Origin of the sequence: Nonlabens sp. (assembly GCF_047636915.1) — a bacterium.
Lineage (GTDB): Bacteria > Bacteroidota > Bacteroidia > Flavobacteriales > Flavobacteriaceae > Nonlabens.
On record NZ_JBLIGN010000118.1, the window covers coordinates 1 to 6,115 of the forward strand.

Consider the following 6,115-nt stretch of genomic DNA (forward strand, 5'->3'; position numbering starts at 1 on the left):
ATGAAAAGGTACGGGAGAATGTACTTTCCCCATCGACGCTTTCTTTAGAACGTCATCGATTATTATGGTTGTACCTACAACACAAAACTGATCTGTTAACACAACCACAAAAGCTATTGCACTTTGCCCCAGAACAATGTTTTTACAAACTCTTCAAAGAAAGCAATACCATAGAGTACACCACAACAGACCTCAACTCACCACTTGCTGATGTCCTAGCTGATATTTGTAAGCTTCCATTTGCTGATAATGAGTTTGATTTTATTCTTTGTAACCATGTCTTAGAACATATCCCAGACGATTATAAAGCCCTGCAAGAAATATACCGAGTACTTAAACCTGGCGGCACGGCGATACTACAAATTCCTTTAGAAAATGATCGCGAAGAGACTTTTGAAGATGATTCCATTACCGATTCTAAGGAGCGTGCTCGCATCTTCGGTCAGTACGATCATGTACGCGTTTATGGAATGGATTATTTTAAACGCTTAGAAAAAGCAGGCTTTACAGTAAATGCAGTAGATTATACCAAGGAATTAGGTGCTAAACAAATAGATCGTTATAGACTCGCAGCTAACGAATTAATTCCTGTGGTCAGTAAATAAACCTTATTTCTTAAATTAAAATATGATGCTGGAAGAACAGGTTTTCCCTAAGGGTAATATTAATTCTACCCTTAGGGAAAACAAAGCCTTGATATGGTCTTACCTTCACTTTAAAAAATAATATGTAATTTTATTTCTTGTCTAGAAATAATCTACAACTATACATCCATCTAGTTTTTGTGACCAAATATCGTGATTACTTAATAACCGACAGATTTGAAAAACAGTTGCATCAATTTTTATGGAATAAGTCATTAGAGCTAGAACTAACGCCGCTAATGATAAATGGAATGCAAGATCATATACATTTACTTTTAAAAATTACATCGACAATAACCATGGGATCTGTGGTTAAAAATTTAAAAGCACCCAGTTCTAGGTTTTTGAACGAGTTAACTCAAAGTGACTTTTTTGAATGGTCTAGAGGATATGGAGCTTTTACGGTGAGTAAAAAAGATGTAAGCTTTATTGCAGAATATATTAGAAATCAAAAAACACATCATGATAAAGGAACCGTAAATCCTGAATTAGAAAATTAAGCGCTTTTTTACTTTCCAAAGGGTAGAATTAATTCTACCCTTTGGAAAGCGGCATATTTACGCTTTACAAAGTTAAATAGGTTAAAATCTACCCAGCCTGTTTCACAAACTTCTGAAAATCTGGTGTGGTTTCAAACCGCAACAAACCTGACTTATCCATATACATAATCACCACATCTACATCTGGAAGATTTTGAAGCAGTGCTTTGGATTTTTCTAATGGCATGGCCATAAAAGCAGTCGCATAGCCATCAGCTAGAGTGCAGTTTTTTGCAATCACATTGACTCCTAAAACTTCACTAGACTGTGCTTTACCAGTAAGCGGATTTACCGTATGGACAAATTCTTGACCGCTTTCTGGATCAATTTTAAACTTGCGGTAATTGCCACTTCCAGCCATAGCACAATCCGACAGTGCTAATACCGTGACGTAAACTCGCTCTCCAGGTTTTTGATTAGGGTCATCTATTCCTACAGACCACTTCCCTTGTCGCTCCAGATTCATTCCCTTAGTTACCAGCTCACCACCTACTTCCACTAAGTAATTCTCCACTCCTTTTTCATCCAGCAACCTTGCTATATAGTCCACTAAGGTTCCTTTTGCAATGGCATTAAATTCTAGATACATCCCTTTTTGATCTGATTTGATGTAAAAAGAATCTTTCACTTTAGAAGGGAATAGTTTCATTTTATCAAAGCCTACAAATTGCTTCAGGCTATCGATTTGCATTTGTGAAGGAATGCGTTCCTGTTTGCCGTCAGCACCAAAACCGTAAGCGTTCACTAGGTTCCCTACCGTTGGGTCAAAGTACCCATCCGTCTTACTAAACACTTCTTGTGCTTGTTCAAAAACTTCTTTAAAAGGTTTACCGACCAGCACACTGTCTTCTCCAGCATTAATCCTATTGATCAACGAGCCTTTTACCCAAGTGCTCATGGAGTTATTAAACATAGCTATAATGCTATCCACCTCTTTTTCTACCGCAAGCTCTTCCTCTGCAAAAAGCTTTATGGAATAGGTAGTCCCTATCGCGTTGCCCAGAAACTCCTGAGGTTCTGGAAGTACTTTTTCGACTTCTTTTTCTTTACAAGAAAACAAAGACAACAAAAGGAAAATAACTATAACTGTTCTCATATCGTATGTTAATAATTTTTTCATCTCATTAGGGTTTATTTAAAGTATTTCTCTTTATCAAAGCCGCTGTACGGAGCAAATTCGAAGTAGAAAACTGGTCGGCGACGATTATGAAGTTACCAATAGAGATTTAAGGTTGAGGCGTTAAGATTCATTTCAAACTCATCAGCCTCATTTCTCAATAAACTAGGCACTACTTGATCTCGATAAGCCCTGCAAAATTCACCACATAATCATCTTCATGATGCACCGGGACTTCATAATTGCGAGAATTGGCCAAACCTACGCCAGCATAATAAGTGGTCGCTTTATATTTAAAACCATGATCGCGCATCATATTGAGTAACTTCTCATCGTACTCCACAGGATTTGATGGATACGTGACCGCTCGCACCACTACAAAATGTAGAAACTTGTCTTTTAAAGCTACAAACTGCGGATCCTTTTTAGGCTTAGAATTGATAGATAAAAACTCAAATCCCAATTCTTCCATTTCCTTTCCTACGATATTCATCGCAAGCTGGTGTAATTCCTGTTTTGATAGTGGTGTAAGCATAGTGCAAAAATAAACTGTAGAAACTTTAATAGTCAAAAAAAGAACCTAAAAGCTGCTCAAAAATAAGCGTTAAAATTATTCTAGAATCAGTGTTCTTGAAATAACTTTCCCACCAAGCCTTTTTGTAAAAGGTACATACTCCATAAAAAACTACTTTAATTTATCCTGCTTTTGCTATCTAACTCTTCTATTTGCTTTACTTTTTGACTTAAAATAATAAATACCTCTATTCCTTTTAAAGTAATCCCTTCAGACTTTTCAATGCTAATAAGAAAGTAATTTAGGGAATTAAAAGCATCTAGAATACATACATAATTCAGGGTAAGGCAGGTACTATTAAAAAACAATAGCCTCTTCGTCCACAGGGTTTTCGAGACCTTCCATACTTAATAAACTGGCGCCACCCTGACTGACAAAAGATGCCTCTAAATTTTAAAACTTGGGAGCATCAAAAGAATCTATCTCCTTATTATTATCTGAGTGAAAATCTGTAATCAAAACGTCTGAGGCAGATTGCCCATTTTCAAAACGAGTTTGATCCTATAAATTTATGGATGTTGTTGTACGTTGTGCATTTAAAAAGCTACTGCAAAACCATAGAAGACATAAAACATAAGGTAACTAGAAATCTCGCAGACTCCTTTTTACAAATACAGCAGAATGCCCTACCTGAAAAATATTGCTCCCGTGGGATTTGAAATTCATACCAACATATCCTTTATATTTAACATTCGTAACATCCATCCTATGCATAACAAGAGTATTTCACTTCTATTTGGAATAGCATTATTGCTTTTTTCCTGTAAAGAAGAAACAAAAATAGATCACTCGCCAGCCGCTGCTGACAGACCACTGACCGAATATGTGAACACTTTTATAGGAACTGGTGGCCATGGACATACCTATCCTGGAGCGACCATGCCATTTGGGATGATGCAATTGAGTCCAGACACGCGCCTCGATGGATGGGATGGCTGTAGCGGTTATCATTATAGTGACTCTGTTATTTATGGGTTTTCACACACACATTTAAGCGGCACTGGAGTGAGCGATTATGGAGACATTCTATTCATGCCTACTAATCAACCTCTCTTAAATAATGGTGCCGATGGTAAAGAAGGTTACTCCTCAAAGTTCTCTCACGATAATGAAAAAGCCAGCCCAGGATATTACGAAGTACATCTAGACGATACTAATATTGATGTGCGATTAACGGTTACAGAAAGAGCTGGAATACACGAATACAAATTCCCAACGGCTGACAACCAATTTGTAATTCTTGATTTAGCTCACCGAGATAAATTACTGGAACATGATTTACAATTTATTTCAGAAACAGAAATTATTGGAAAACGATTTTCCAGTGCTTGGGCGACCCATCAAATGTTGTTTTATTATATCAAAACATCGCATCCCATCAAGAATTGGAATCGAAAATATGTTACTACACCAAAAGTAGAAGCTTTAGAATTCAAAAATCCAAACAACGAACCTGTCACCATTAAAATAGGAATCAGTGCGGTAGATGAAGCTGGCGCAAAACAAAATCTGGAAACCGAAATAGGCGATAGAGACTTTGAAACCATAAAAAAAGCCGCTGACGACTCTTGGGAAAAGCAACTGAATAAAATCGTCATAGAAGATGGAAATCACGATAACAAAGTCACCTTTTACAGCGCTTTGTACCACACCATGATTGCGCCTAATCTTTATCAAGATGTGGACGGTCGTTACCGAGGCATGGATTTAGAAATTCATGAAACCAAAGACTTTGATTACTACACCGTTTTCTCCTTGTGGGATACCTATCGCGCAGCGCATCCTTTATACACGATCATAGAACAAGAACGCACCAACGACTTTATACATACCCTAACAGCCAAATACGATGAAGGCGGTATCCTTCCTATTTGGGATTTAAGTAGTAATTATACTGGTTGCATGATAGGTTATCACGCCGTCCCCATCATTGCAGATGCCTATTTAAAAGGAATCAGAGATTATGATGTAGACAAAGCTTTTGAAGCGATGTTGCACAGCGCGACTCAAGATAAATTGGGACTGGACTCCTATAAGAAATATGGTTTTATTCCCGTAGAACTAGAAAGTGAATCGGTTTCTAAAACACTAGAATATGCTTATGACGACTGGACCATCGCACAAATGGCTCGAGCAATGGGCAACGAAGAAAAATATATAGTATATACGCGCAGAGCCCAAAACTATAAGAATATGTACCATCCAGCGACTGGATTTTTTCAAGGTCGTTTCCGCAATACTTGGTTTGCGCCATTTAAACCTGAAGAAGTCAATTTCAATTACACAGAGGCAAATGCATGGCAATACAGCCTCTATGCACCACAAGATATTTCTGGACATATCAATTTAATGGGCAGCGAAAGTGCTTATGAAAAACACCTCGATCACCTGTTTACCACAGAGATAAAAACTTCAGGCCGCCATCAAATAGATATTACAGGACTCATAGGTCAGTATGCGCATGGAAATGAGCCCAGCCATCACATGGCTTATTTGTACAATTTTATCGGCAAACCTCATAAAACGCAAGAAAAAGTTCATGAAATACTGACCACTTTGTACCACAACGCTCCAGACGGTATTTCTGGAAACGAAGATTGTGGTCAGATGAGCGCTTGGTATGTGATGAGTTCGCTAGGTTTTTATTCGGTCACTCCCGGAAGCAATGAGTACATTATTGGGACTCCTTTATTTGATAAAGCAACCATCCATTTAGAAAATGGCGAGCAGTTTACTTTTATTAAAAATGGAGATGGAAAATACATTGATACTATCGCTTTCGCGAAAGCGCAATCAACAACAAATTATACCAAATCTTTCCTAACCCACGACAGGATCACCAAATCTGGAACTCTAGTCTATAACATGAGTGAACAACCAACCAAATGGGCAACAGCGGCGGAGGACCGACCAGTAAGTGCTATTACCGAAGAATTAATAACCGCAGTTCCGTATATAGAATCCGGAGACATTTCTTTTTCTGATACGACCATTATAGCATTAAACAGCATAGACACTGATGCCACTCTATTTTACAGTATTAATAAAGGCAAATTTGAACCTTATAAAAAACCCATCACTATTTCAGAACCTATCCAGCTTTCTGTGCACGCAATGAAGGATGATAAAATAAGCGCTACCGTTACGACCGACTTTTATAAATACGACAAAAATTTGTCCGTCGTTTTAGAACATCAATATGCAAATGAATACAGTGCTGGAGGAAACGATGCCTTGATAG

Annotated in this window: 5 protein-coding genes; 3 read left to right on the top strand and 2 right to left on the bottom strand. The window is 37.8% G+C overall.

What is annotated here, in order from left to right; all coding sequences use genetic code 11:
- Positions 1-605 (top strand): class I SAM-dependent methyltransferase (locus ACJAT0_RS12150; RefSeq protein ID WP_415181869.1); only part of this gene is annotated, 605 nt, incomplete at its 5' end.
- 137 nt (positions 606-742) lie between these two features.
- Positions 743-1,144 carry an IS200/IS605 family transposase gene (gene tnpA / locus ACJAT0_RS12155; RefSeq protein WP_415181870.1) on the top strand — a complete coding sequence of 134 codons (402 nt, stop codon included), beginning with the start codon at positions 743-745 and terminating at the stop codon, positions 1,142-1,144.
- 88 nt (positions 1,145-1,232) lie between these two features.
- On the opposite strand, the gene ACJAT0_RS12160 is transcribed toward tnpA, so the two are convergent.
- Together ACJAT0_RS12160 and ACJAT0_RS12165 are read right to left on the bottom strand one after the other, a co-directional pair.
- Positions 1,233-2,303: an FAD:protein FMN transferase gene (locus ACJAT0_RS12160; protein ID WP_415181871.1), complete on the bottom strand. Its 1,071-nt coding sequence runs from the start codon at positions 2,301-2,303 to the stop codon at positions 1,233-1,235.
- A 169-nt stretch (positions 2,304-2,472) separates the two neighbouring features.
- Positions 2,473-2,835: a Na(+)-translocating NADH-quinone reductase subunit F gene (locus tag ACJAT0_RS12165; RefSeq protein WP_374002029.1), complete on the bottom strand. Its 363-nt coding sequence runs from the start codon at positions 2,833-2,835 to the stop codon at positions 2,473-2,475.
- A gap of 747 nt (positions 2,836-3,582) precedes the next feature.
- Between ACJAT0_RS12165 and ACJAT0_RS12170 the strand changes: the two genes are divergently transcribed.
- Positions 3,583-6,115, top strand: a 2,533-nt coding sequence (locus tag ACJAT0_RS12170) for a GH92 family glycosyl hydrolase (protein ID WP_415181872.1), incomplete at its 3' end; no start/stop codon positions are given.

Coding starts and splice junctions, on each gene's coding strand:
- ACJAT0_RS12160 (WP_415181871.1), bottom strand. CDS start 2,303: ATGAAAAAATTATTAACATACGATATGAGAACAGTTATAGTTATTTTC.
- ACJAT0_RS12165 (WP_374002029.1), bottom strand. CDS start 2,835: ATGCTTACACCACTATCAAAACAGGAATTACACCAGCTTGCGATGAAT.